General features: G+C 74.9%; 20 protein-coding genes and 3 tRNA genes. 7 read left to right on the top strand and 16 right to left on the bottom strand.

Annotated features, from left to right (window positions below):
• Positions 1-50: 50 nt before the first annotated feature.
• From ACFYWL_RS26340 to leuC, 4 genes are all read right to left on the bottom strand, one after another.
• Complete coding sequence (locus ACFYWL_RS26340; RefSeq protein WP_386977788.1) at positions 51-1985, bottom strand: endonuclease/exonuclease/phosphatase family protein; 1935 nt, start codon at positions 1983-1985, stop codon at positions 51-53.
• Between the two features lie 151 nt (positions 1986-2136).
• A complete protein-coding gene (locus tag ACFYWL_RS26335; RefSeq protein ID WP_386977785.1) occupies positions 2137-2874 on the bottom strand; it encodes an HU family DNA-binding protein in 738 nt (245 codons plus the stop codon).
• A gap of 172 nt (positions 2875-3046) precedes the next feature.
• On the bottom strand, positions 3047-3634 hold the full coding sequence (leuD, locus tag ACFYWL_RS26330; protein ID WP_386977782.1) for a 3-isopropylmalate dehydratase small subunit: 588 nt from the start codon (positions 3632-3634) through the stop codon (positions 3047-3049).
• Between the two features lie 16 nt (positions 3635-3650).
• Positions 3651-5093: a 3-isopropylmalate dehydratase large subunit gene (gene leuC, locus ACFYWL_RS26325; protein ID WP_386977779.1), complete on the bottom strand. Its 1443-nt coding sequence runs from the start codon at positions 5091-5093 to the stop codon at positions 3651-3653.
• A gap of 49 nt (positions 5094-5142) precedes the next feature.
• Between leuC and ACFYWL_RS26320 the strand changes: the two genes are divergently transcribed.
• Complete coding sequence (locus ACFYWL_RS26320; protein ID WP_013284529.1) at positions 5143-5829, top strand: IclR family transcriptional regulator; 687 nt, start codon at positions 5143-5145, stop codon at positions 5827-5829.
• Positions 5830-6045: 216 nt separating this feature from the next.
• On the opposite strand, the gene ACFYWL_RS26315 is transcribed toward ACFYWL_RS26320, so the two are convergent.
• From ACFYWL_RS26315 to ACFYWL_RS26300, 4 genes are all read right to left on the bottom strand, one after another.
• Positions 6046-6118: transfer RNA gene (locus ACFYWL_RS26315), tRNA-Glu, on the bottom strand.
• A 398-nt stretch (positions 6119-6516) separates the two neighbouring features.
• A tRNA-Glu gene (locus ACFYWL_RS26310) sits at positions 6517-6589 on the bottom strand.
• A gap of 133 nt (positions 6590-6722) precedes the next feature.
• Positions 6723-6794: transfer RNA gene (locus tag ACFYWL_RS26305), tRNA-Gln, on the bottom strand.
• A gap of 126 nt (positions 6795-6920) precedes the next feature.
• On the bottom strand, positions 6921-7724 hold the full coding sequence (locus tag ACFYWL_RS26300; protein ID WP_386977777.1) for a fumarylacetoacetate hydrolase family protein: 804 nt from the start codon (positions 7722-7724) through the stop codon (positions 6921-6923).
• Between the two features lie 165 nt (positions 7725-7889).
• Between ACFYWL_RS26300 and ACFYWL_RS26295 the strand changes: the two genes are divergently transcribed.
• The 3 genes from ACFYWL_RS26295 to ACFYWL_RS26285 all read left to right on the top strand — a co-directional run bounded on the left by ACFYWL_RS26295 (position 7890) and on the right by ACFYWL_RS26285 (position 11047).
• Complete coding sequence (locus tag ACFYWL_RS26295; protein ID WP_386977774.1) at positions 7890-9326, top strand: hypothetical protein; 1437 nt, start codon at positions 7890-7892, stop codon at positions 9324-9326.
• Positions 9327-9371: 45 nt separating this feature from the next.
• Positions 9372-10244 (top strand): 3-methyladenine DNA glycosylase, encoded by an 873-nt coding sequence (locus ACFYWL_RS26290; RefSeq protein WP_386977771.1) that lies wholly within the window; start codon positions 9372-9374, stop codon positions 10242-10244.
• Positions 10245-10330: 86 nt separating this feature from the next.
• A complete protein-coding gene (locus ACFYWL_RS26285) occupies positions 10331-11047 on the top strand; it encodes a hypothetical protein (RefSeq protein ID WP_386977768.1) in 717 nt (238 codons plus the stop codon).
• 199 nt (positions 11048-11246) lie between these two features.
• Here ACFYWL_RS26285 and ACFYWL_RS26280 read toward each other — a convergent pair whose 3' ends face one another.
• From ACFYWL_RS26280 to ACFYWL_RS26250, 7 genes are all read right to left on the bottom strand, one after another.
• Positions 11247-12380, bottom strand: a complete 1134-nt coding sequence (locus ACFYWL_RS26280; RefSeq protein WP_386977765.1) for a cellulose binding domain-containing protein — start codon at positions 12378-12380, stop codon at positions 11247-11249.
• Between the two features lie 158 nt (positions 12381-12538).
• Entirely contained in the window at positions 12539-12964 is a 426-nt protein-coding gene (gene arfB, locus ACFYWL_RS26275) for an alternative ribosome rescue aminoacyl-tRNA hydrolase ArfB (RefSeq protein ID WP_043962281.1), read from the bottom strand.
• A 68-nt stretch (positions 12965-13032) separates the two neighbouring features.
• Positions 13033-13896: a S1C family serine protease gene (locus tag ACFYWL_RS26270; RefSeq protein WP_386977761.1), complete on the bottom strand. Its 864-nt coding sequence runs from the start codon at positions 13894-13896 to the stop codon at positions 13033-13035.
• A 72-nt stretch (positions 13897-13968) separates the two neighbouring features.
• Positions 13969-14928 (bottom strand): VWA domain-containing protein, encoded by a 960-nt coding sequence (locus ACFYWL_RS26265; RefSeq protein WP_386977757.1) that lies wholly within the window; start codon positions 14926-14928, stop codon positions 13969-13971.
• A complete protein-coding gene (locus tag ACFYWL_RS26260; protein WP_386977754.1) occupies positions 14925-15944 on the bottom strand; it encodes a DUF58 domain-containing protein in 1020 nt (339 codons plus the stop codon). Before ACFYWL_RS26260 ends, ACFYWL_RS26265 begins: the two co-directional genes overlap by 4 nt.
• 83 nt (positions 15945-16027) lie before the next feature.
• Positions 16028-17077 (bottom strand): AAA family ATPase, encoded by a 1050-nt coding sequence (locus tag ACFYWL_RS26255; protein ID WP_386977751.1) that lies wholly within the window; start codon positions 17075-17077, stop codon positions 16028-16030.
• 168 nt (positions 17078-17245) lie between these two features.
• Positions 17246-17776 (bottom strand): hypothetical protein, encoded by a 531-nt coding sequence (locus tag ACFYWL_RS26250; RefSeq protein WP_386977748.1) that lies wholly within the window; start codon positions 17774-17776, stop codon positions 17246-17248.
• 269 nt (positions 17777-18045) lie between these two features.
• On the opposite strand from ACFYWL_RS26250, the gene ACFYWL_RS26245 reads away from it, so the two are divergent.
• Positions 18046-19125 carry an endonuclease/exonuclease/phosphatase family protein gene (locus ACFYWL_RS26245; RefSeq protein ID WP_386977744.1) on the top strand — a complete coding sequence of 360 codons (1080 nt, stop codon included), beginning with the start codon at positions 18046-18048 and terminating at the stop codon, positions 19123-19125.
• Positions 19126-19131: 6 nt separating this feature from the next.
• On the opposite strand, the gene cimA is transcribed toward ACFYWL_RS26245, so the two are convergent.
• Positions 19132-20715: a citramalate synthase gene (cimA, locus tag ACFYWL_RS26240; protein WP_386977741.1), complete on the bottom strand. Its 1584-nt coding sequence runs from the start codon at positions 20713-20715 to the stop codon at positions 19132-19134.
• 369 nt (positions 20716-21084) lie between these two features.
• Here cimA and ACFYWL_RS26235 point away from each other — a divergent pair, with 369 nt between their 5' ends.
• Positions 21085-21645, top strand: coding sequence for a peroxiredoxin (locus ACFYWL_RS26235; RefSeq protein WP_043962272.1), 561 nt, complete (start codon positions 21085-21087; stop codon positions 21643-21645).
• 2 nt (positions 21646-21647) lie between these two features.
• Entirely contained in the window at positions 21648-22178 is a 531-nt protein-coding gene (locus ACFYWL_RS26230; RefSeq protein WP_178063759.1) for a carboxymuconolactone decarboxylase family protein, read from the top strand.
• Positions 22179-22205: the final 27 nt, after the last annotated feature.

Here is a 22205-nt window from a genome sequence, read left to right as displayed (position 1 = left end):
ACCGCCGCGCCCGCGGCGCGGGCGCGGAAGGGCGGCGCGGCGCGGGCGCGTCACGGCAGGGTCAGGGTCAGGGTCACCGCGACCGGCAGGTGGTCGCTGGCGGTGCTGCGGGGCGCCACCGCGCCGGCGGCCAGCACGCCCGCCGAGACCAGCACGTGGTCGATCTGCTCGCGCGGATCGTCGGCCGGGCTCGTCGGCAGGGGCCGGGCCGAGGCCAGCGCGTCCACCAGCCCGGCGCCTGTGAACTCCGCGTACCGCGGGGCGCCCGGCTCGGTGTTCAGGTCGCCGGCGACCACGAGGGGCAGCCCGGCGGCGTACCGGAGGGCGAAGCCCGCCACCGCGCGGGCCTGCGTCACCGGCTCCCGCCCTGGCGGCGGTTGCAGGTGGGTGGCGACCACGGCGAGGCGCACGCCGCCGCCGACGTCCACGGTGACGCCGAGCGCCTGGGCTCCGGTGGGAGCGCCCACCGGGGCCAGCCGCTCGCTGCGGGCCGCCGCCACGGGAAAGCGGCTGAGGATCGCGTCGCCCCAGAGCGGATCGGCGGCGGGCGCGAAGACGTACGGCATGCGCAGCCGCGCCGCGAGCAGGGCGAGGGTGTCGTGGCCGCCGTTGAGCAGCCAGCCCCGGTCCACCTCGCCGAGCACCACCACGTCGGGGCGCTCGTGGGCGATGACCCGGGCCAGCCCGTCGGGGTCGAACCGCCCGTCCAGCCCGTACCCCATCCGGATGTTGTACGCGACCAGCCGGACCGCCGCCGGGGGCGTGTCCGGGCGGTGCGGGGCGGGAACGCCGGACGGCAGCCCCGTCGCGGCGAGCACGACGAGGGCGGATGCCACGGCGATCCCCGCCGCCCACCGCCGGGGCGGCGCGGACGTCGTGTTCCGGTGGCCGCCGCCGAGGGCCACGGCGGCGACGAGGACGGCCACCCCGACCGGGACGGCCGCGTTGGGGTAACCGAGGTCGTAGGCGGCGTAGTAGGCGACGGCGGCGACGGCGAAGACCAGCATGCCCAGCACCGCCGCGAGGGCGGGCCGGCTGCTGCGCCCCGCCGTGACCCCGACGGCGGGCGACGCGGCGTCAAGCGACGCGGCGGGCGAGGCCACCGCCGGCGGCGCGGCGTCGGCGAGGGCGAGGCAGGCTCCCGTGCCGGCGGCGGCCAGCACGACCGCCGGCGTCAGCAGCCGGGGCTCGCCGGTGGCGAACAGCACCGCGCCGGCCACCAGCGCGAGCGGGCCGACCAGCCGCCAGTGCCCCCGGGGCGGCCGGGCCAGCGCGCCGAGCAGGAACAGACCGAGGGCCCAGGCCGGCAGGGTGGGGACGTCGCCGGGCGCCGACGGCCAGGAGAGCCCGCCGGCGGGGCCGCGCCGGTAGGAGGAGGCCGTCGCGGCCACCGCCGGGGAGAGGGCCACGAGACCGGTCAGCAGCAGCGCCGGGCCGGCGAGCAGCCACGCGCGGGCGCCGCCCGGTTCCGCCGGCCACGCGGGGCGGGCGGTGGCGGCCAGGAAGATCGCCACGAGGGCCACGCTGCCGGCCCACCCGGCCGGACCACCCCGCCAGACCAGGTCGTACGTGCCGAGCGAGGCGTGTGCGACCGCGCCCAGGGCGATGCCCAGCGCCAGCCCGGGGACCGGCCGACCGGCGGTGGTGGCGGTGCCGGCCAGCCAGAGCAGCCCGGCGAGGAGGCCGGCGGCGGCCAGCCAGAGCTGCGTACGACCGCCCGGCCCGGCGGTGAGGGCGAGCCGCGCGCCGCCCAGCGCCACGGCGGCGGCGAGCGTGACGGGCCGCGCCCCGAGGCGGCGGACCAGCGGCGGGAACGCCAGGGCAAGCACGAACCAGCCCAGCGCGAACGCGCCGAGCAGTTCGGCGGGGGTGGTGGCGGCCTGCCCGAAGATGGTGATGACCGATGGGAGGAAGACCCGCAGCACGTCGGTGAGCACGACGATGCCGAGGGCGAGCGCGGCGGTGCTGAGGTGGCGGTGGCGCACGGGCTGCCTTTCGCCGGCCGGTGAGGGGTTCGGCGATTCTCCGCGCGCCACCCGCCGCCGGTCAACGGCCGGGACCGACGCGCCCCCGGCCCACGCACGCCGCGGGGCGCCCACCGTTCGGGTGGGCGCCCCGCGGGACGATGCCGGCCGGTCAGCGCTTGGTGGCCGCCTTCTTGGCCGGGGACTTCTTCGCCGGCGCCTTCTTGGCCGCCGTGCTCTTGGCCGTGGTGCTCTTGGCCGCCGCCGTGGTGGTCTTCTTCGCCGCGGTCGACTTGGTCGCCGCCGCCGACTTCTTCGCCGGGGCGGCCTTCTTGGTGGCGGCCTTGGTCGCCGTCGTCTTGGTCGCCTTCGCCGGGGCGGCCTTCTTCGTGGCGGCGGCGGCCTTCGTGCCGGTGGCCTTCGCCCCGGTGGCCTTGGTCCCGGCCGCCTTTGCCGTGGTGGCCTTCGCCCCGGTGGCCTTGGCTCCGGCCGCCTTCGCGGTGGTGGCCTTGGCCGTGGTGGCCTTGGTCCCGGCCGCCTTGGCGGTGGTGGCTTTGGCCGTGGTGGCCTTGGCGGTCGTCGCCTTGGTGGCGGCCGTGGCGGTCTTCTTCGCCGCCACCGTGTCCTTCGGCACCTTCCCGCTGGCCACCATCTCCTTGAAACCGGCGCCGGCCCGGAAGGTCGGGACGGATGTCTTCTTGACCTTCACCGCCTCGCCGGTACGCGGGTTGCGCGCTGTTCGCGCACCCCGGACGCGCTTCTCGAACGCTCCGAATCCGGTGATCGCCACCTTCTCGCCCTTGGTGACCGCCGCCTGGACCTCAGCGAGTACCGCGTCGAGCGCGGCCGTCGCCGTCTTCCGGTCCCCCAGGCGAACGGCGAGCGCCTCGATGAGCTCGGCCTTGTTCACGACTTCCTCCCGATTGTGCAACTGACTCGACGCGAGCCATTCTGCGCGCACGGTATGCCCTGTGCTGCCTGGACACAAACATTCGGTGGAAAAAAGCCCTTGTGTCGTAACGGATTCGCCCCCACCGGCGGGGCCGATGGGGGCGGAAACCGATGCGGGATCGGGCGTACGGCTATGCCACGGAGGGCAGGAACGGCCTCCGGCCGCGCTCGTAGGAGGTGATGTCGGCCTCGTGCCGAAGGGTGAGTCCAATGTCATCCAACCCCTCCATCAGCCGCCAGCGGCTGAAGTCGTCGAGGGGGAAGGACCAGGTGGCGTCCCCGGCCCGGACCTCACGGGAGGCCAGATCGACGGTGACCGGGGTGGCCGGGTCGGACTCGACGAGGGCCCACAACTCCTCGACGGCCCGCAATTCCAACTCGACCGGCAGCAGACCCTCCTTGAGGGCATTGCCGCGGAAGATGTCGCCGAACCGGGGCGAGACCACCGCCTTGAACCCCCAGTCGCGCAACGCCCACACGGCGTGCTCCCGGGAGGACCCCGTGCCGAACTCCGGACCCGCGACAAGAATCGACGCACCCGAATAGGCGGCATCGTTCAACACGAATGAAGGGTCCTCCCGCCACGCGTTGAAGAGCCCGTCGGCGAATCCGGTGCGGGTCACCCGCTTGAGGTACACGGCGGGGATGATCTGATCGGTGTCCACGTTGGAACGGCGCAGCGGCACCGCGGTGCCGGTGTGCACGGTGAACTTGTCCATCTGTGCGGCTGCCCTTCTACAGGTCGGCGGGGGCGGCGAGCCGGCCGACCACGGCGGTGGCGGCGGCGACCGGCGGCGACACCAGGTGGGTGCGTCCGCCCCGGCCCTGGCGGCCCTCGAAGTTGCGGTTGGAGGTCGAGGCGGAACGCTCACCCGGGGCGAGCGTGTCCGGGTTCATGCCCAGGCACATCGAGCAGCCGGCGAACCGCCACTCGGCACCGGCGTCGGTGAAGACCTTGTCCAGCCCCTCGGCCTCGGCGGCCTCCCGGACGGCGGCCGAGCCGGGCACCACGAGCATCCGTACGCCGTCGGCGACCGTGTGTCCGCGCAGCACGTCGGCGGCGGCGCGGAGGTCCTCCAGGCGGCCGTTGGTGCAGGAGCCGACGAAGACCACGTCGACGGAGAGGTCGCGCAGCGCGGTGCCGGGGGTGAGGTCCATGTACTCCAGCGCGCGGCGGGCGGCGGCCCGCTCGGGCTCGCCGGTGAACTCCTCCGGGTCGGGGACGGTCGCGCCCAGCGGCGCGCCCTGGCCCGGGTTGGTGCCCCAGGTGACGAACGGCGTGATGCTGCTCGCGTCGAGGGTCACCTCGGCGTCGAACGTCGCGCCCTCGTCGGTGGGCAGGCTCCGCCAGTACTCCACCGCCGCGTCCCAGTCGGCCCCCTGGGGCGCGTTCGGCCGCCCCTTGAGGTACGCGAAGGTCGTCTCGTCCGGCGCGATCATGCCGGCCTTGGCGCCCCACTCGATCGACATGTTGGCGACGGTCATCCGCCCCTCCATGGACAGGGCGCGGATCGCCTCGCCCCGGTACTCCACGATGTGCCCCCGGCCGCCGCCGGTGCCGACCTGGGCGATGAGGGCGAGCACCAGGTCCTTGGCGGTGACGCCGGGGCCGAGCTGGCCGGTGACGTTCACGGCCATCGTCTTCGGGCGGGCCTGCGGCAGCGTCTGGGTGGCAAGCACGTGCTCGACCTCGCTGGTGCCGATGCCGAACGCGAGCGCGCCGAAGGCGCCGTGGGTGGCGGTGTGGGAATCGCCACAGACGATCGTCATGCCGGGCTGGGTGACGCCCAGCTGCGGGCCGATGACGTGCACGATGCCCTGGTCGGCGTCGCCGAGCGGGTGCAGCCGCACGCCGAACTCGGCGCAGTTGCGGCGCAGCGTCTCGATCTGGGTGCGGGAGGTGGGGTCCGCGATCGTGAGCAGGTCGCCGCGCCGCTGCGCGAACGCCGGGTCCGCGTACCCCGTGGGGGTGTTGTGGTCCTCGGTCGCGAGCGTGAGGTCGGTGCGGCGCACGCGGCGGCCGGCGAGCCGCAGGCCGTCGAAGGCCTGCGGGCTGGTGACCTCGTGCAGCAGGTGCAGGTCGATGTAGAGCAGGTCCGGTTCGCCGTCGGCGGACCGGACGATGTGCGCGTCCCAGACCTTCTCGGCCAGGGTCCTCGGTCGAGTGTCTCCCACCATCTGGACATCCTAAATTCTGGGAGGTAAATTTCGGCTTGTGGGACACAGTATGAGCGGTGTCGGCGTTCTCGACAAGGCGGTGGTCATCCTGGCCGCCTGTGTCGACGGCGCCAGCCTGGCCGAACTCGTTGAACGCACCAAGCTGCCCCGGGCGACCGCGCACCGGCTGGCACAGGCGCTGGAGATCCACCGGATGCTGGTCCGGGACACCCAGGGCCGTTGGCGCCCGGGCCCCCGGCTCGGTGAGCTCGCCAACGCCGCGCCGGACGTGCTGCTGACGGCGGCGGAGCCGCTGCTGGCCGCGCTGCGCGACGCCACCGGGGAGAGCGCCCAGCTCTACCTGCGCCGCGCGGACGAGCGGATCTGCGTGGCCGCCGCCGAGCGGGCCAGCGGGCTGCGCGACACCGTCCCGGTGGGCTCGGTGTTGCCGATGACCGCCGGTTCGGCGGCGCAGATCCTGCTGGCCTGGGAGCCGCCGGAGGCGGTGATGCCGCTGCTGCCCCGGTCGAAGTTCACCGGGCGCACCCTCGCCGAGGTGCGCCGGCGCGGCTGGGCGCAGAGCGTCGCCGAGCGGGAGGCGGGTGTGGCGAGCGTCTCGGCCCCGATCCGCGACCGCACGGGCCGGGTGATCGCCGCGATCAGCATCTCCGGCCCGATCGAGCGCCTCGGCCGCCGCCCCGGCGAACGCCACGCCATGGCCGTCGTCCGAGCCGGCCAACGCCTAAGCGGCCTCTAACCCCACCCACCCCCCACTTCCCCCACCCTCCCTCCCCCCGGCCTCCGGCCCGGTGATCAAGAGGTTTGCGTCAGCTGGCGCACCGAACCTGACGCAAACCTCTTGATCACCGGCGCGGACGGAGCCGGGGCGGGCGGACGGCCGGGGCGAGCACAGCCGGGGTGGGGCGGGACGGAGGAAGGCCCGCTCACCGGGGTGAGCGGGCCTTTCGTGGTGTAGCCCCGACGGGATTCGAACCCGCGCTACCGCCTTGAGAGGGCGGCGTCCTGGGCCGCTAGACGACGGGGCCAGAACTTTCCCTGCTTCACCGCCCTGCCGGACGGCGCCGCTGTAGTCTAGCGACGGGACCCCAGGGGCGCGCGCACAGGGGTGGATGTCGCGCCGACGGCACCCCGGGCCGGCACGAAGCCTGCCCGGGCAGGAAACGAGCCCCGCGCACAACCCCGCACCCGGGCAGATGGCGACCCGGCACGAGGCCGACCCCGGGCACGGGCACCGAAGCCGGCCCCGACCCTGGGCATAGAGCCGGTCCCGGGGGGGGCGAGATCGTTGCCGGCGCGAGAACAGGCCGCGACACACATCGCGAGAACAGAGCGTGACGTACGTCGCGAGAACAGGCCGTGACGCACATCGGCCCCTAACGCGAATCAGCCCGCCTCACCGCAGTGAGACGGGCTGGACAACCTGTAGCCCCGACGGGATTCGAACCCGCGCTACCGCCTTGAGAGGGCGGCGTCCTGGGCCGCTAGACGACGGGGCCAGAACTTTCCCTGCTTCACCGCCCTGCCGGACGGCGCCGCTGCAACCTACCAGAGATCATTCTGGCCCGCTCACGCGGGCCGGAGCGCTCTCCGAGTCGATCCAGCGACCGGCGCTCTCTCGAACACCGGTTGCTGGGGTACCAGGACTCGAACCTAGACTAACTGAACCAGAATCAGTCGGGCTGCCAATTACCCCATACCCCATTGGCACCTCGCGGTGCCGTTCGGTGCCTTGCGGCACCGGAGAGAAACTTTACCCTCCCGCCTCCCACAGGCCAAATCGGGGGCCCGAAACCGCATCTGGCCTGCGGTTTCGGGCTTCCCGACGACTCAGGTCACCGGGACGACCGGGTTGCTCAGCTCCCCGATCCCCTCGATACGCACAGTCACCGTATCCCCCTCCGTGAGCGGGCTAACCCCGGCCGGCGTGCCCGTGAGGATCACGTCCCCGGGGAGCAGCGTCATCACGTGCGAGACGTACGACACCAGGGCCGGCACGTCGAAGACCATGTCCCGGGTGCGGCCGAGCTGGCGTACCTCCATCTCCTCCGGGTTGCGGCCGACCTCGCACCGGATCTCCAGGTCGGTCACGTCGAGCCCCGTGGCGATCCACGGGCCGATGGGGCAGAACGAGTCGAAGCCCTTGGCCCGGGTCCACTGCCCGTCGGAGCGCTGGAGGTCCCGCGCGGTGACGTCGTTGGCGCAGGTGTAGCCGAAGATGGCCCGCTCGGCGGCGGCCCGGTCGGCCCGGCGGGCCCCCGGCGCGCCGATCACCACGGCCAGCTCGGCCTCGTGCTCGACCTGCTTGGAGAAGATCGGCAGCCGGATGGCGTCCCGTGGCCCGATCACGGAGGTGGACGGCTTGAGAAACAGCAGCGGCTCCTTGGGCACGTCGTTGCCCAGCTCGGCGGCGTGCTCGGCGTAGTTGCGCCCGACGCAGACCACCTTGCTGGGCAGGATCGGGGAGAGCAGCCGGACGTCGGAGAGCGCCCACCGGGCACCGCTGAACTGGATCTGGCCGAACGGGTGACCCTCGATCTCGGCGACGGTCAGGCCCTCGGGGCCCGCCCCCGGTTCGCCCTCGACGACCCCGAACGACATTCCCTTGGCATGAGCGAAACGAGCGATACGCACCAGGCCAATCTAGCCCCGCCCCGGCGACACGGCGTCGGCACGGCCGCAGAGCGGCGCGCGGCGGGGCAGCGTAGCCCGTGCGCCGCCGTCGCGGGCCGGGTTCGCCGCTTCGTACCCGCACGGCGGGTCGCCGCCCCTAGCGTCGGCTACCGGAGGTTCGTTCGTATGCCTGCATCGAGACGACACCACAGGGCCCTCGCAGTGTTCGTGCACTGCCTCGGCATTCTCGCCGCCGTTCCGGCGCTGCCCACGGCGGCCCCGGAGCCCGCCGCACCCGCCCCGCCACAGGGGGCGCTCCGGGCGGCGGCGGCCACGACGACGCCGACGGGCACCGCGGCGGCGGCCACGACCACGCCGACGCCGACGGGCACCGCGGCGACACCTGCGGCCCCCGCGCCGCCGCCGCTGGTCTCCCCGTCCGTGATCGTGCCGACGCGGGGCGCGCCGTCCGCGGTGACGGTGGTGGTCACGTCGGCCGGCACGCCGGCGCCGGGCTACCAGGTCCAGGTGCGCAACGCCAGCAGCCTGCCCGTGGCCACCACCGTGCGCCAGGAGCTGCCACCCGGCACGTCGGCGACCTGGGTCACGCCCGGCGGGCGGACCAGCCGCTCGGCCACCACCAGCGAGGTGACCTGGCAGTTGCGGCTCCCGGCACACAGCACCACGACCCTGCACACCGCGCTCACCACCGCCGCGCCGGGCCGCGCCCTGTCCGCGCCGGCCTGCGCCTTCGCCGACGGCGGCGACCGGCCGTACGACTGCGCGACCGCGACCTGGGACCGCTCCCCGGTCCCGGCGGCCAAGGCCACCGACGCGCCGGCCTGGCGGCGGCCCGCGGCGCTGCTCGCCGCGCTGGCCGGAGTGCTCCTGCTCACGGCCGGTGGGCTCTGGTGGTGGCAGCGACGCCGCCGCGCCCGGGCCACGGCCGGGCCGACCGGCGGGAGCACCGGAGCCACCAGGGCGGGGACCGTCTACGTCGGCACCGGCGCGGGGTCCGCCGGCGCCGGCGCAGCGGCGGCACCCGGCCCGGAGGGCGGGCCACCCCGCCCGGTCGCGCCGGTCGCCGTGGCCCGCCGCCGCAGGCCCCCGGTGTGGCTGATGGTCGGGGCGGCCGTCGCGGTCCTGGCCGGCGTGGTGCTCGCCGCGACGGTGACGGCCACCCGACGGGTCGCCGCGATCGACACGACCAAGCAGCCGAGCACCGGCGCGTGGGTGGGCACGAGCACCACCGGCCTGATCGGCGTGCCGCTGCGGGAGCAGGCGCTGGAGTTCACCGTCTACCGGATCGCCTGCCCGTCGACGCCGTCGGCCATCGGGCAGCAGTGCCAGGCCACGGTCGGGGTGCGCAACCCCACCCCCGAGCAGCAGACCTGGCACGGCCAGATGCAGCGGGCGTACCTGCCGGACGGCACCTGGGTCAGCGCCGACGAGGCCGCCACGCGGCTGGCCAACCAGGGGCGGGACGTCTTCGCCCAGCCCCTCGCCGCGGGCAGCCGGCTGGTGCTGCCGCTGGTGTTCACGGTCGACGGCACGGACCGGCCCAAGCAGCTGGAGCTGCGCAGCGGGGTGTTCTCCGCCGGGGTCCGGGTCGACGTGCCCTGACGCGGGGCGGCCGGGGGCGGCCGGGCGGCGTCGTACGCTGGTCGGGTGACCGCCGCCCTCGCTCCCGCCGCGCCGCTCGACCTGGCCGACTGGCGGGCGCGGCGGCGGGCCCACGAGGAGCGGGTCGACGCCTGGCTGGCCCCGCATCTGGCCCGCCGCCGCGCCGGGCGCAGGCACCCGGTGGAGGACTTCCTCTTCACCTACTACTCGCACCGTCCCGCCCAGCTGCGCCGTTGGCACCCGGGCGCGGGCGTGGCGCTGCGTGGCGCGGACCCGGCCGAGTTCGGCCGGGACTACCGCGCCACCGCCGCCGGGCTCACCCTCGACACCGATGCGGTACGCGCCCGGCGGGCCGGGTCGGTCGACTGGATCCGTGCCCTGCTCGCGGCGACGGCGGCCCGGCCGGCGCACCTGGGCTGCTTCGGGATGCACGAGTGGGCGATGGTCTACCGGCAGACCCAGGAGGAGGTACGCCACAACGCGTGGCCGCTGCGGCTGAGCCCGGCCCGCACCGCCGAGGTCGTCGAGGAGCGGGGCGTGCGGTGCAGCCACTTCGACGCGTACCGGTTCTTCACCGCGCCGGCCCGGCCGCTGAACGTGCTCGCGCCGACCCGGGAGCGTCAGCACGAGCTGGAGCAGCCAGGCTGCCTGCACGCCAACATGGACCTGTACAAGTGGGCGTACAAGCTCTCCCCGCTGGTGCCGAGCGAGCTGGTGGCGGACGCGTTCGCGCTGGCCCGCGAGATCCGCACGCTGGACATGCGGGCCAGCCCGTACGATCTCGCGGCGCTCGGCTACCCGCCGGTGCGGGTGGAGACGCCGGAGGGGCGGGCCGAGTACGCCGCCGCCCAGCGGGGCTTCGCCGAGCGGGCCGCCGGCCTGCGGGCCCGCCTGCTCGCCGCGCCGGGCATCGCCTGACGGCCCCTCTTCGCACCTTTCATCACCTTTCGCGCCCGTCGTTCGTTGGCTCCCTGTATCCGCGAGACCGAGGAAACGGGAGCACCATGACCAGACGATCACTCGCCGGGCGGGCGCGGGGCCTGATCCGACGCACCGCGCCCGGCGTCCCGCGCTCCCGCCGGGAGGCGCAGACGTCGCTGGAGGCCCTGGCCACCCTGCGCGGGCAGGGCTGGCACCGGTCCGTGGGGGCGGCCCCCGTCGACGGCGAGGGCCGGCCGCTGCCGTGGCTCAGCTACTCCGCCGTGCGGTGGCTGGAGGGGGTGCTGCACCCCGGGGTGCGGGTGTTCGAGTACGGCTCCGGGTCGTCGACGTCCTGGTTCGCCCGGCCGGGCCGGGTCGGCGAGATCGTCTCCGTCGAGCACGACGCCGCCTGGTTCGCCCAGCTTCCCCAGCCGGCCAACGGGGAGATTCGGCACGTGCCCTGCGCCGACGGCTGGTGGGACGGTTCGGCGGATTCCCCGTACGTGTCGGCGGTCGCCGACGGGGCCCCGTGGGACGTGGTGGTGATCGACGGGGCGTCCCGCACCGTCTGCGCCCGGGTCGCGCCGAAGTATCTGGCCCCGTCCGGCCTGGTGGTCCTCGACGACACGGACCTGGCGACGACCGACCCGGCGGCGGCGGAGCTGGCCGCCCACGGCCTCGGCCGGCTCGACCTGTGGGGATTCAAGCCGGGCGTCCAGCGGATGACCTGCACCTCGATCTTCAGCTGGGACTTCAACCACTGGCTGCTGCCGCGGCAGGCGCACCACCGCCCCCGCTGACGCCGGGCCGGCGACCGCGCGTCGGCCCACCCGCATCGACCCGGCCAACCCACCCTTTCTCCGCCCTTTGCTCTGCACCCCGATACGCAGCGGTCACCGTCGGTGACCGCTGCACCCGTGGGTGCAGAGCAAAGGGACGAAAACGGAGGGTGGGCGGCGGCAGGGTGGTCACCACCCCGAGCGCCCGGCCCGCCCGGGCTCAGGGCGTGGCGCAGCTCGCCTGCGGCACCGGGTTGCTGGAGCCGGCGCTGGCCAGGAACCCGAAGGCCGCCTCGGCGCCGGGGGCGAGCGCGCCGTTCCAGCTCACGTTCCGCGCGGTCACCGCGGTTCCGCTCTGCGTCACCTCGGCGTTCCACGCCTGGATGATCCGCTGGCCGTCGGGGTAGCCGAACCGGACCGTCCACCCGCCCAGCGCGACCGTGCCCGTGTTGCGCACGGTCACCTCGCCCTGGAAGCCGCCCTGCCACTGCCCGACGATCCGGTAGTGGGCCGTGCACCCGCCGCCGGGGTTCGAGGTCGGCGTGACCGGCGGCGACAGCGTCGGCGTGACGGAAGGGGTGGGCGGCGGCGTGGCCGTGGGGGTCGCGCTGGGCGTGACCGTGGGGGTGACGCCGGTCAGCGCCGCGACCACCGCCGGATACCAGCGGTCCGACATCTTCTGGTCGCCGGCGGCGTTCGGGTGCACCCCGTCGTAGGTGTCGGCGGCGGTGCTGAAGCCCGTCCACTGGTCGACGACCACGATCGGCGACTGCGCGGTGGTCTTGCCCGCCGCCCAGCCGTCGATCGCGCCGTTGAGCGCCACCACCCGCTGCCCGCACTCGGCGCAGCTCGCGGGGGCCATCGGGATGATCTTCGCGACGATCACCCGCATCGCCGGGTTGCTGGCCCGCATCTGGTCGACCAGCTTGGAGTACGCGGCCAGGATGGTCGCCGGGGCGATGTTGCTCCACACGTCGTTGGTGCCGAAGTGCATGAGCACGACGTCCGGGTCGGTGGCGGAGAGCCAGCCGGGCAGCAGGTTCTGGTTGGCGACGTTCGTCACCAGGTACCCGCCGTGGCCCTCGTTGTCGCCGTCGTACGGCTGGCCGCAGCCCTGCGGGCCGAGGGTGCCGACGAAGTCGACGTCGGTGTGGCCGGTGGACTGGAGCCGGTTCCAGAGGATGGCGCGCCAGCAGCCGGGCGAGCCGGTGATGGAGTCGCCGAGCGGCATGACGCGCACCGGGTCGGCGGCGGCCGGCAGGGCGGGCGGCGCGGCGACGAGCCCGAGCAGCAGCGTCAGCGGCACGGCCGCCAGGGCGGCGAGGACGGCGGAGAGGAAGGGCTTTCGGGGCATGGCGGAGGGACTCCTGTCACGTGGCGTCGTACGCGGTCGGTGACGGCCCTGTTGCTCCCGGAGCCATTCCAGCAGACCCCGGTGTCCGGCTCAACCGTCTCCCGCGTCCCGCCCCGAGCCGCCGCAGCACGGGCCGCGCGGCGCGGCGCGCGGCGTGGTCAGTCGCCGTCGACGCGGCGGTCGCGCTTGCGCTGCGCCTGGCGCTTCTTGTCGGCCAGACGGCGTTCCTTCGCGCCCCGCGACGGGCGGGTCGGGCGGCGTGGCGGGGGTGGCGGGGCGACCGCCTCGCGCAGCAGGGCCGCCATCCGCTCCCGGGCCGCCTCCCGGTTGGCGAGCTGGGCCCGGTGCTCGCTGGCGGCGATGGTGAGCACCCCGTCGACGAGCCGGCCGGCCAGGCGGTCCAGGGCCCGGGCGCGCAGCGGCTCGGGCAGGCTCGGCGAGCCGGCGACGTCGAAGCTCAGCTCCACCCGCGAGTCGGTGGTGTTGACGCCCTGCCCGCCCGGGCCCGACGAGCGGGAGAAGCGTTCCCGCAGCTCGGCGGCCGGCACGACCAGCCGGTCGGTCACCCGCAGTCCGTCGTCCACGTCAGCAGGCTAGCGCCCCACCCGGGCGTCGCGCCGGGCCGTGGGGCTCGACGCCGGCCCGGCCCGGGTCAGCCACCCTTTCCGATGATCGCGTCGGCGCTCTGCTGCACCTGCTCGATCGGGATGGCGAAGCCGATGCCGATCGAGCCGCTGCCGTCGATGGTGGCGATGGCGGTGTTCACCCCGACCACCTCGCCCCGGGCGTTGACCAGCGGGCCGCCGGAGTTGCCCGGGTTGATGGACGCGTCGGTCTGCACGGCGCGGTGCCGGTTCGCGCCGAGGCGTACCTGACGGTCGAGCGCGCTGACGATGCCCGCGGTGACGGTCCCGGCCAGCCCGAGCGGGGAGCCGACCGCGAGCACCGGCTCACCGACCCGGGTGACGCCCGGCTTGGCCAGCGGCAGCGGGGCCAGGCCGGCGTCCGGCGGCACCCGCAGCACGGCCAGGTCGCTGCCCGGCTCCCGGCCGACGACCTCGGCGGCGAACCGCCGGCCGTCCGGCAGCTCCACCGTCACCGCCCCGCCGCCCCCCTTGGCGAGGATGTGGTCGTTGGTGATCAGGTGCTGCTGGTCGTCGATGGCGAACCCGGACCCGGTCGCCGAGCTTCCGGTGGCCCCGCCGACGAGCACCGACACCACCCCCGGCACGGTGCGCTCGGCGGCGGTCACCAGCTCCGCCGGCACCGGCGCGGCCGACGCCGCCTCCGGGCCCGGCGCGTCGCCCGGGTCGGCGACCCAGGCGCCCGCCGCCGCGCCGGACAGGGTGGACAGCGCCACCACCCCGGCGGCGGCCAGCAGCCGGCCCTGCCAGCTACGCCGCCGGTCGGACCCGCCCCCACCGGGTACGTCCCGCCGGCCGCGCCCGTCGGGGTCGAGCTCGGGCGAGACGAACCACGGCCCGCGCGGCTCGCCCAGTCCGGTCTGTGCTGCCATCCGCTGCTCCTCACGTCGACGTCACTCGGGGAGGTCCGGCCGGATCGGGCCGGCCGGTCGGGGCCGCCGCGGTCAGGGCAGCCGGGAGAACCACCGCATCGATCCCGCCGCGGCGCCCATGGCCAGCACCAGTCCCAGGCCGATGAACCGGGCGGAGACGTCCTGCCGCTGCGTGCGGTAGCCGACGGAGGTGCCGATGTCGTCGTACACCGCCCGCAGCTCCTCGCGGGTGGTCGCCTCGTGGAAACCGCCGCCGGTGGAGTCCGCGACCGCCTTCAGGGTCTGCCCGTCCACCGGCACCTGGATGGGCCGCCCGCCCCGGTCGACGAACCCGGACGGGGTGCCGAACGAGATGGTGTGCACCGGCACCTTCGCGTCGACGGCCTCGGCGGCGGCCTCCATCGGATCCATGCCGGAGGTGTTCGCGCCGTCGGAGAGCAGGATGATCCGGGCCGGCGGCAGGTCCTTCGCGGCCTGGCTGTCCAGCGCCTTCACCGCGCCGAGGGAGGTGTTGATCGCCTCCCCGATGGCGGTGCCCTGCACGCCGGTGCTGCCCTCGGCGAGGCGTCCGATGCCGTCGTGCAGGGCCTCCCGGTCCGTGCCGGGCGGCACCAGCACGGCGGCGCTGCCGGCGAACGCGACCAGCCCGACGTTGAACTCGTCGGGCAGGCCGTCGACGAAGCGCCGCGCGGCGTCCTTGGCGGCGCTGAGCCGGTCCGGTTCCACGTCGGAGGCGAGCATCGAGGTGGACACGTCGACCGCCACCATGACGGTGGCCCGTTCCCGGGGCACCCGCACCTCGGCGCTGGGCCGGGCGAAGCCCACCACCAGCAGCGCCAGCATGGCCAGGAACAGGCCCGCCGGCACGTGCCGCCGCCAGGCGGGGCGGTGCGGGGCCACCCGGTCGAGCAGCCGCAGGTTGGTGAAGCGGACCGCGTACCGGCTGTGCCGGCGCTGGGCGAGCAGGTAGCCGACGGCGAGCGCGGCGACCCCGAGCAGCAGCCAGAGCCGCAGGGGCGACTGCCAGGTCACGCGGCACCTCCCGACAGCGCGCCGGGCCGGGGCGTCGGGCCGACGCCGCCGCTGGCCGCCGGAGCCAGGGCGAGCCGGCGCTGGGCGTGCACGTGCCGGACGATGTCGGCGCACCAGTCCCGGTCGGTGCGCAGCGGCAGGTGGGCCGCCCCGCACCGGCGCAGCACCTGGCGGACCTGCTCGCGCTGGGCGCGGGCCGCCTCGGCGTACCGCTCGCGCAGCCGGCGGTCGCCGGTGAAGACCTCCCGTCGGCGGCCGGTCTCCGGGTCGACCAGGGTGATCAGGCCGACGTCCGGCAGTTCCAGCTCGCGCGGGTCGGTCACCTCCACGGCGAGCACCTGGTGGCGGACGGCGAGGCGGCGCAGCGCCGCCTCCCAGGGCGGCGGGTCGGCCGGGTCGTCCGGCAGCCCGTCGAGGAGGTCGGAGACCACGACGACCAGGCCGCGCCGGGTGGCGGCCCGCCCCACGGCGGTCAGCCCGTCGGCGAGGCCGGGCGCGGCGGGCGGGCCGGCGGCCGGGTCGGTCCCGGCGGCGCGCGGCGCGGCCAGCAGGGCCCGGAGCAGCCCGAGCAGGTGGGTACGCCCGCCCCGGGCGGGGAACCGGCGCAGCCCGTGCGCGCCGAGCAGCTGCGCGCCGAGCCGGTTGCCGGAGCCCGCCGTGAGGAAGCCGACCGCCGCCACGGCGGCCACCGCCAGCTCGCGCTTGTCCAGCTCGGCGGTGCCGAACTCCATGCTGGGGCTGGCGTCGACCAGCAGCCAGGTGGTCAGTTCCCGGTCGGCGTCGACCTCGCGGACGTGCGGGACGGTGGTCCGGGCGGTGACCGCCCAGTCCATCCGGCGCACCTCGTCCTCGCCGGGCCGGTACTCGCGGCTGCCGGCGACCTCGCTGCCGGGCCCGGGCAGCAGGCCCCGGTGCTCGCCGTGCAGCAGCCCGTCGAGGCGGCGGGTGACGGTCAGCTCCAGCCGGCGCAGCCGCCGGTCCGGCGCGAGGTCGGCCAGCGTCGGGTCCGGCGGCACCCGTCCGGCTCCCCCGGCGGCCCGCGCTCCCCCGGCGGCCCGCGTTTCCCGGGCGGCGCCGGCGGGCGGGGCGGCCGGGCCCCTCACGCCGCCGCCAGGTCGGTGGCGTAGCCGGTGTGGTGGGTGGCGACCCGGGGCGGGGGCACGGCCTCGACCAGCCGGTGGACCACCGCCTCGGCGGCGACCCCGTCGGCGACCGCGTCGAAGGAGAGCACCAGCCGGTGGGCCAGGACGTCCACCGCCAGCTCCCGGACGTCCTCGGGCAACACGTGGTCGCGGCCCCGCAGCAGCGCCTGGGCGCGGGCGGCGGCGACCAGGCCGAGGGTGGCCCGGGGGCTCGCCCCGTACGCCAGCAGCGGCGCGATCTCGGGCAGCCCGAACCGGCCCGGGTCCCGGGTGGCCAGGATCAGCCGGACGACGTACTCGGCGACGGCGTGGTGCACGAACACGTCGCCGGCCCGCCGCTGGAGCGCCCGCAGCCGGTCGGGGTCGAGGACCCGGCGCGGGGTGGGGCGGTCGGTGCTCATCCGGTAGAGGATGGCCAGCTCGTCGGCGTCCCCGGGGTAGTCGACGACGATCTTCATGAGGAACCGATCCCGCTGCGCCTCGGGGAGCTGGTAGACCCCCTCGGACTCGATCGGGTTCTGGGTGGCCAGCACCAGGAACGGTGCGGGGACCGGCCAGGCGCGCCCGCCGATGGAGACCTGCCGCTCGGCCATCGCCTCCAGCAGCGCGGACTGCACCTTCGCCGGGGCCCGGTTGATCTCGTCGGCAAGCACGAGGTTGGCCATGATCGGGCCGAGTTCGACGTCGAAGCTCTCCTTCGACGCCCGGTAGATGCGGGTGCCGACGATGTCGGAGGGGACCAGGTCCGGGGTGAACTGGATCCGGGAGAACGTCCCGCCGACCACGGTCGCGAGGGTCTGCGCGGCGAGGGTCTTCGCCACGCCGGGCACCCCCTCCAGGAGGCAGTGGCCGCCGGCGACGAGGGCGGTGAGCAGGCGCTCGACGAGCCGATCCTGCCCGACGATCACGCGTTTGACCTCGAAGAGGGTCTGTTCCAGCTCGACGCCGCTCGGATCGGGATCGACCGCGGTGGGCAGGCTGGCCAGGGTGTCCGAGATGTCCGTCACGGTGCTTGCTTCCCGTGCCGGCAGCCGGGCAAACGTCGGAATTCGAGCACCTTACCGGGCTGAACCGGGACGAGCACCCTCAATAGCCGCCGAAGGCCGCAGGGTCGCGGACGGCGCGAGGGCGCCGTCCCCACCCCCGGGACCGGCGCCCTCGCTCTGGCGTACGGGTCAGGGAGTGAACACGGCCAGGTGGAACGGCCGGTCCAACGGCGCGCCGGTGGAGTCGTACGTCTGCACGAACACCCCGTTCGGGGTGGCCAGCCGCGGCGCGACCGAGATCTCGCCGGACAGCGGGATGCAGCAGTCGGCCGTGGTGCCGAGAGTGGCCACGAAGGCGGCCTGGGTCAGGCTGCGGTTGAAGATGACCTGGTACTGGCCGGGGCCGTACCTGGTCGCGGAGACGGCGTCCCGCAGGCGGAGCAGGGAACCGGCGCTGCTGACGACGGCGAAGGACGTCGAGCCGTTGACGTAGGACGGGCTCATCCCCTCCTTCAGCGCCGCCTTGGCCGCCGCCGCCTCGGCCGCCGTCGGCTGCGGCTGTCCGGACGGCGCGACGGCGCGCCCGGCCGGCTGCCCGGACTGGGCCGCGGGCTTGGCCACGGTGCTGGTCTGGGCAGCGGCGATCCCGCCGCCGGCCAGCGTCAGCACCAGCACGCCGAACGTGACCGCGACCGCCCTACGGGAAATGATTCTTGCCATGACAGGTCCCCCTTTTGTTGACCGTGTCGACACGACCGGCCCGCGAGACAACGAGCCGGCTTTATCCGAGCCTGCCAGCACCGCGAAATATCGCCGCAGCGACCACCACCAAGCCGGATTGAGAAGCACCCACACCCGCCTTGAGCAGCCATTACAGCCGTGTGCATCGGGGCTGGAACCAGGTGGAAAGTAGCACCGGCAAAAGCGCGGGGTCAATGGCGCGGGGCGGCGTTTCAGACTATTTCAGCGGGCCTCCGAAATTGCGAAACATGAAGCCCGGACAATTCACGATCCCGGCCGGCCGGGCCCGGGCGGCGGTCCCGGTCGGGCGCTGCCGCTACGGTGTCGACGTGCTCACCCACACCGACGCCCCGACCCGACCGACCGGCCGCGCCGCGCGGGTCCGGGCCTGGCTGTGCTGGCTCGCCGTGGCCCCCGGGCTGGTGTGGGCGGCGGTGCGCCTGCCCGGCCTCGAACGGGGGCCGTTGGTGCAGGCGGTCGCCTTCACCCCGTACGTCGCGGCCTGGACGCCCGTGCCGCTGCTGCTCGCGCTCGCCCTGCGGCGGCGCTGGGAGGCGGCGGTCGCGGCCCTGGTCGCGGTGGCCCTGGTCGCCGTGGTCGCGCCCCGGGCGGTGCCGTCGGCACAGCCGCCGGCCGGCGGGCCGACGCTGCGGGTGCTCACCGCCAACCTGCTGGCCGGCGCCGCCGACGCCGGCACCGTGGTCGGCCTGGTGCGCGACCTGCGGGTTGACGTGCTGGCCGTGCAGGAGTTCACCCCGGGCGCGGCGGCCGAGCTGGACCGGCTCGGCCTGGCCGGGCTGCTGCCGCACCGGCAGCTCAACCCGCAGGTCGGCACCGTCGGCTCAGGGCTCTACGCCCGCTTCCCCATCGCCGGGGGCGGCATCCGGCAGCACCGCGGCGGCTGGGGCTTCACCCAGGCGTACGGGACGCTCACCCCGCCCGGCGGGCCGCCGGTGCGGGTCGAGTCGGTCCACCCGTCGGCCCCGTACGCGCTGGACCAGGTCGGGTTCTGGCGCGCCGACCTGGCGGCGCAGCCGCCGGCCACCCCCGACGCGGGGCTGTCGGTCCTCGCCGGGGACTTCAACGCCACCCTCGACCACGCCCCGCTGCGCGACCTGCTCGCCACCGGGTACGTCGACGCGGCCGACGCCACCGGCAGCGGGCTCGTCGGCACCTGGGGCCCGTACGACGGCGACCCGATCCCGCCGGTGACGATCGACCACGTGCTGGTGGACCGGCGGATCGCCGTCCGGTCCGTGTCGGTGCGCGCGGTGCCGGGCAGCGACCACCGCGCGGTCCTCGCCGAGCTGCGGCTGCCCGCCGCCTGAGCCTCCCTACACGCGGGCGCGGTCCAGGCCGTAGGTGAGGGCGTCGACGAGGGCGTGCCAGGACGCCTCGACGACGTTGGGGTGCACGCCGACGGTGGTCCAGTCGCGGCCCGCCCCGTCGGCGGTCTCCACCAGCACCCGGGTCACCGCGCCGGTGCCGTGGCTGCCCTCCAGGATGCGCACCTTGTAGTCGGCCAGCTCGAAGTCGCGCAGCTCCGGGTAGTGCCGGGACAGGCCGACGCGCAGCGCCTCGTCGAGCGCGTTGACCGGGCCGTTGCCCTCGGCCGTGGCGATCAGCCGCTCGCCGCGTACCCGGATCTTGACGGTGGCCTCGGAGACCACCGAGCCGTCCTCCCGGTGCTCGACCAGCACCCGGTACGACTCCAGGGCGAACGGCCGGGCCGGGGCGGCGTCGGGCAGCTCGGAGCGGACCAGCAGCTCGAAGGAGGCGTCGGCGGCCTCGAAGGACCAGCCGCCGGCCTCCAGCTCCTTGACCCGCCTGGTCACCCGGGACAGGGTCTCCGGATGGCCGGCCAGGTCCAGGCCCAGCTCGCGGCTCTTCAGCTCGACGCTGGCCCGGCCGGCCATCTCGGTGACGAGGATCCGCATGTCGTTGCCCACCACGGTCGGGTCGACGTGGTTGTAGAGCAGCGGATCCACCTTGATCGCGCTCGCGTGCAGCCCCGCCTTGTGGGCGAAGGCGGCGGCCCCGGCGTACGCCTGGTGGGTGTCGGGGGCGATGTTGGCGATCTCGGCGATGGCGTGGGAGACCCGCACCATCTGCTCCAGGCAGCCCTCCGGTAGGACCGGCAGCCCGAGCTTGAGCTGGAGGTTGGCGGCGACGGCGAAGATGTCGGCGTTGCCGGGGCGCTCGCCGTACCCGTTGGCGGTGCCCTGCACGTGCCGGACGCCGGCCTCGACGGCGGCGATGGTGTTGGCCACCGCGCAGGCGGTGTCGTTCTGGGCGTGCATGCCCAGGCGGGCGGGGTCGATCCCGGTGCGGGCGGTCAGGTCGGCGATCGCGGCGGTGACGTGGGAGGGCAGCATGCCGCCGTTGGTGTCGCAGAGCACCATCACCTCGGCCCCGGCGGCCAGCGCGGTCTGCACGACCTCCGCGCCGTACGCGGGGTCGTGCCGGTAGCCGTCGAAGAAGTGCTCGCCGTCGACGAAGACCCGCCGCCCCTGCGCGACGAGGTGCCGCACCGTGTCCCGGATCATCGCCAGGTTCTCCTGCGCGGTGGTGCGCAGCGCCCGTTCGACGTGCCGCAGGTCGGCCTTGGCGACCAGCGCGACGGCCGGGGTCTGCGCGTCCAGCAGCGCCTGCACCTGCGGGTCGTCGGCGACGGCGACGCCGGCCTTGCGGGTGGCCCCGAACGCCACGAGCAGGGCGTGTTTCAGGTCGAGTTCGGTGCGGGCCCGGCGGAAGAACTCGGTGTCCTTGGGCACCGCGCCCGGCCAGCCGCCCTCGATGAAGCCCACGCCGAACTCGTCGAGCAGGCGGGCCACGGCGAGCTTGTCGACCACCGAGTAGGTGAGCCCCTCGCGTTGGGCGCCGTCGCGCAGCGTCGTGTCGTACAGCTGGAACGTCATGGGAGTCCTTTCGGGCGCGGGCGGGACGGGTGGGGTGGCGGAGGGGGACCAACAAAAAGACCCCCCGCGGATGCGGGAGGTCTGCGCGCTCGGCGAGTCGGTTGCCGGGCGCGCTAGCTGCCAATAATGACGACGGTGCTGGTCACGGTCGCCACTCTGCCACCCGCACCCGGGTTTCGGGAGGAACAATCCACATGCCGGGACGGTCACGCAGGGTTGCATACCGCAGGGCGGGTCCGCGCGGGGCGGAACGCGCCGTCGGTGATCGACTTCACAAGTCATCCGGCCGCTACCGAGCCGAAACACCGCTGCGGCAGTATCTGGAACCGATCCAGTTACCGGCCCCGTGCCGCTGTCAAGGAGGACCCCGTGCTCACTGTCGGTGACCGCTTCCCCGAGTACGAGCTGACCGCCTGCGTCTCGCTGGACGCCGACCGGGCGTTCGAGTCGATCAACCACAAGTCGTACGAGGGCAAGTGGCGGGTGGTCTTCTTCTGGCCGAAGGACTTCACGTTCATCTGCCCGACCGAGATCGCCGAGTTCGGCCGGCTCAACGGCGAGTTCGCCGACCGGGACGCCCAGGTGCTCGGCGTGTCGGTGGACAACGAGTTCGTCCACTACGCCTGGCGCAAGGACCACCCCGACCTGCGTGAGCTGCCGTTCCCGATGCTCAGCGACATCAAGCGCGAGCTGACCGACGCCTGCGGCGTGCTCGGCGCGGACGGCGTGGCCCAGCGGGCCACCTTCATCGTCGACCCCGACAACGAGATCCAGTTCGCCATGGTGACCGCCGGCTCCGTCGGCCGCAACGTCTCCGAGGTGCTGCGCGTGCTCGACGCCCTCCAGACCGACGAGCTGTGCCCGTGCAACTGGAACAAGGGCGGCGACACCCTCGACGCCACCAAGCTGCTGGCCGGGGCCGGGGCCTGACGATGGGCCTCGACGCGATCAAGGCGGCCCTGCCCGAGTACGCCAAGGACATCAAGCTCAACCTGGGCTCCACCGTCGGCGCCTCCACCCTCAAGCCGGAACAGGCGTGGGGCACCGCGCTGGCCTGCGCCGTCGCCGCCCGCAACCCGGTCGTGCTGCGGGAGATCGCCGCCGAGGCGGCCGGCCACCTCACCGCCGAGGCGGTCGAGGCGGCCAAGGGCGCCGCGACGATCATGGCGATGAACAACGTCTACTACCGGGCCAAGCACCTCATCGGCGACGAGAACTACGCGTCGATGCCGGCCCGGCTGCGGATGCAGATCATCGCGCGGCCGGGCGTGGAGAAGGGCGACTTCGAGCTGTGGTGCCTCGCCGTCTCGGCCATCACCGGCTGCGGCGTCTGCCTGGAGTCGCACGAGAAGACCCTGCGCGCCGCCGGGTTCACCCGGGAGCAGGTGCACGAGGGGCTGCGCATCGCCGCCGTCGTGCACGCCGCCGCCGTGGCCCTCGACGCGCAGGCCGCGCTCGCCTGAGCCGTACACCCGGGACATCCGCCGACG

Source organism: Micromonospora sp. NPDC002575 (assembly GCF_042889525.1).
In the GTDB taxonomy this organism is placed as follows: Bacteria; Actinomycetota; Actinomycetes; order Mycobacteriales; family Micromonosporaceae; genus Micromonospora; species Micromonospora carbonacea.
This window is presented reverse-complemented; position numbering and strand designations above follow the sequence as displayed.

Bases quoted from the DNA above. Each gene is read 5' to 3' on its own strand.
- ACFYWL_RS26280 (WP_386977765.1), bottom strand. From the start codon at position 12,380: ATGCCCCGAAAGCCCTTCCTCTCCGCCGTCCTCGCCGCCCTGGCGGCC.
- ACFYWL_RS26250 (WP_386977748.1), bottom strand. From the start codon at position 17,776: ATGGCAAGAATCATTTCCCGTAGGGCGGTCGCGGTCACGTTCGGCGTG.
- ACFYWL_RS26285 (WP_386977768.1), top strand. From the start codon at position 10,331: ATGACCAGACGATCACTCGCCGGGCGGGCGCGGGGCCTGATCCGACGC.
- ACFYWL_RS26270 (WP_386977761.1), bottom strand. From the start codon at position 13,896: ATGGCAGCACAGACCGGACTGGGCGAGCCGCGCGGGCCGTGGTTCGTC.
- ACFYWL_RS26295 (WP_386977774.1), top strand. From the start codon at position 7,890: ATGCCTGCATCGAGACGACACCACAGGGCCCTCGCAGTGTTCGTGCAC.
- ACFYWL_RS26320 (WP_013284529.1), top strand. From the start codon at position 5,143: ATGAGCGGTGTCGGCGTTCTCGACAAGGCGGTGGTCATCCTGGCCGCC.
- leuC (WP_386977779.1), bottom strand. From the start codon at position 5,093: ATGGTGGGAGACACTCGACCGAGGACCCTGGCCGAGAAGGTCTGGGAC.
- leuD (WP_386977782.1), bottom strand. From the start codon at position 3,634: ATGGACAAGTTCACCGTGCACACCGGCACCGCGGTGCCGCTGCGCCGT.
- ACFYWL_RS26245 (WP_386977744.1), top strand. From the start codon at position 18,046: ATGAAGCCCGGACAATTCACGATCCCGGCCGGCCGGGCCCGGGCGGCG.
- ACFYWL_RS26230 (WP_178063759.1), top strand. From the start codon at position 21,648: ATGGGCCTCGACGCGATCAAGGCGGCCCTGCCCGAGTACGCCAAGGAC.
- cimA (WP_386977741.1), bottom strand. From the start codon at position 20,715: ATGACGTTCCAGCTGTACGACACGACGCTGCGCGACGGCGCCCAACGC.